At 60.6% G+C, this 1351-nt stretch carries 1 protein-coding gene; it reads right to left on the bottom strand.

The window, feature by feature from the left end:
• Window positions 1-248 precede the first annotated feature (248 nt).
• Window positions 249-1043 carry an alpha/beta fold hydrolase gene (locus tag E3O67_RS02730; protein WP_135101783.1) on the bottom strand — a complete coding sequence of 265 codons (795 nt, stop codon included), beginning with the start codon at window positions 1041-1043 and terminating at the stop codon, window positions 249-251.
• Between the last annotated feature and the right edge of the window lie 308 nt (window positions 1044-1351).

The following is a 1351-nucleotide window of genomic DNA, read 5'->3' as shown; positions in this document are numbered from 1 at the left end:
TCGGCCCCGCAAACGCCACGGCTACCGAACGCCCGCAGAGGTCCTCGCCACGCTAATCTCGAACCCAACTAATCAAACCGGTGTTGCAAACACCACTTGAATCCGCCGGAGGCGAGGCACGTAGGATACGAGACGCTTTCGTCTGTAGCACCCCCTCGGCCCGGGGAGCGCAGGAATGTCCATGATTGCGAATCTGTCGTCGGCGTCGCTCCGAGGTCGACCGATGTGTCGTTCACATTGGGGATTCCTTAGCGTGCGTTGACGAAGTTGCGCAGCGCGACGATCCATTGGTCGAACGCATCAAGGTGTGCGTCGTGCGACGCATCGGCAAGGTCAACACGCAAAACGTTCGGGCCGCGTGATACGAAAATGTTCTTCTGCTCTTCGGTGAACATGCCCTGGTCGGCGTAGACGACGAGTGTCGGCGCGGCCACCGCTTGCCATTCCTCCCAACGTGGGTGCGCGACCGCGGAAACGGCTGCGACCATAACGTCGGGGTCGAAGCGTGGGTAAAAACCGTCCTGGCGTTCCTGCAGATCTGCTACCCATGCTTGAGCGAGGGGGCCGACACCCAGTGCGGCGGAAGCCGATTCACGAGTAGTGAAGGGCACGTCCCACGAGCGGAAGAAGTCGCCTAATGCAGCGTGGTCTTCGGGTAAGCCTCCGCCCTCATTCGCCTCCAAGAGCACAAGTCGGCGCACTAGGTCTGGACGGGCGGCCGCGACTAGCATCGCGGTATGCGCTCCCATTGACTGACCTACGAGGTCGACGGCATCGAACTCTTCCACCTCGATGACTCGAACTACATCACCAACGAACGCCTCTCGGGAGGTATCCGCAGGGAGTCGCGTGCTGAGCCCGTGGCCGCGCTGATCGATTAGAACGACCTTCCGACCCGACAGTGTGCGCGCCGTTGGCACGAATTCCCGACTGCTCCCGGCGAGGCCGTGCAGAATAACAACGGCGGGGCTAGCCCCGTCGAAAACCGAGTAAGAGATGTTCACGCCGTCATTCGCCGAAACTGTTCGGATCACGGCTTCCATGTGCCGATTCTACGGATCACGAAGCGCCGGCGTCTCGTCTCACATGGGTTTTGACACGCGGAGGTTACGGGACCAGTGAGGTGCCCACCGTCGTAATGTTCCCCGCAAGAGGACCCTTGAGCGGCCGACTTGTCTGGTTCCTGCGACTCAAGGTCGCGTGGTGGCCAATTCTTCGAGGATCAAGGCAGCAACTTCGGCTGGTGTGCGACTGGTTGTGTCGATGGCCGTGGTTTCTTCTTCAAGCCAAAACAGGGCTTTCTGAAAATTCGGGAGCCTTGAGAGACGCCAGTCCGCCGCGTCGGGCTCAT

Source organism: Cryobacterium sp. TMT3-29-2 (assembly GCF_004564305.1).
In the GTDB taxonomy this organism is placed as follows: Bacteria; Actinomycetota; Actinomycetes; order Actinomycetales; family Microbacteriaceae; genus Cryobacterium; species Cryobacterium sinapicolor.
Note: the sequence above shows the minus strand (reverse complement) of the source record. Positions and strands in the feature narration are given on the sequence as shown.

Coding starts and splice junctions, on each gene's coding strand:
- E3O67_RS02730 (WP_135101783.1), bottom strand. CDS start 1,043: ATGGAAGCCGTGATCCGAACAGTTTCGGCGAATGACGGCGTGAACATC.